Source organism: Cryobacterium sp. MLB-32 (genome assembly GCF_000738085.1).
In the GTDB taxonomy this organism is placed as follows: domain Bacteria; phylum Actinomycetota; class Actinomycetes; order Actinomycetales; family Microbacteriaceae; genus Cryobacterium.
In genome coordinates this window covers 1-1,100 of the sequence record NZ_JPRS01000372.1, presented here as the reverse complement: position 1 = coordinate 1,100, position 1,100 = coordinate 1, and the positions used below count along the sequence as shown (strand labels likewise).

Below are 1,100 nucleotides of genomic sequence, written 5' to 3'. Positions count from 1 at the left end.
GAAGCTCTCCTGTCGATGGCGGAGTACGTCAACGAGCGATTGGGGGATGGCTATGGTTCTCGCTCCCGCTGTGGTCTTCGTGTGGTCTTGAAGGAGCACGCCCTGCCCGCGTGCGCGGATGACATTGGCTCGGATGGCTACCGTGCCGGCCATAAGATCCAAAGCGCCCCACTGAACGGCCAGGACTTCTCCCAATCGACAGCCTGTTGCGGCGAGGAACATCATGACGTCAACGTGGTCGAGCTCTCGGAGCCGCTCGTCCGCGCTGACCGCTGCAAGTAAGTGCGGAAGTTCGGGGAGCGGTATTGCGACCGCGCCCGCGCGTGAGCGCGCGATGTTGTCGATTTCGCGAACAGGATTCACCCGCACGGCATCAGACCGCGCAGCAACGCCCATCATCCCGGAAAGGACGGCTCGGCATGCCTTGGCGGCGCCGGGGCCGTTCTGGGTGATGACATCGCTGATGAAGCGACCCAACCGTTCCGTCGTGGCCTCAGAGACGGACAGTGAGCCGATTCTGGGCTTGATGAGGTGTTCGATTGTCTGTCGGTATGTGTCGACGGTGCGGGGTGCGCGATCGGCTTTCGTCAGGAGGAATCGGTCGGCAAGATCTGACAAATGTGTTTCGCGGCGCACGTTGCCGCCAGACGAGGATGCAGCAGTTGTGAGGGCCATCTGCAACGACGTGTTTGCCCTCGATTTGGTTGGGGCGAAGCGCTCAATCTGTCGCAAGGTCCCGTCGTCGAATCGATAGCGAGTGCGCGCGCGCCACTTCCCCGGCGCGACCTCTCGCACGCTTATGGTTCCGTGGCTGGTGATCGGGGTTCGGGGTCTCACCATTAAGGACCTCCCAAAGTTCGATTAGGACTATTTTCTGTCGGCTACAGGAATTGCACCATCCCCACGCCGACGGCGCCCTCGAATATGCGGGCTGACCTCTCGATTTTCAGTCGAATTAAACCCCCGCGACAAGTCACGGATTACGCTGACTTGCCCGTGATTTCAATGAAGTTGGGTCACAAAAAACTCTGTATAGTCTCGGTCTTTTCAGTGCAAGTGTGTCCAAAATGTGTCCACGGATTCGCGGCTCCGTCGAGCAG

General features: G+C 59.7%; 1 protein-coding gene. It reads right to left on the bottom strand.

The genetic code is table 11. From position 1 onward, the window contains the following. Window positions 1–675: hypothetical protein (locus JF66_RS18675; protein ID WP_035880368.1), on the bottom strand; the 675-nt coding region annotated here is incomplete at its 3' end. Window positions 676–1,100: the final 425 nt, after the last annotated feature.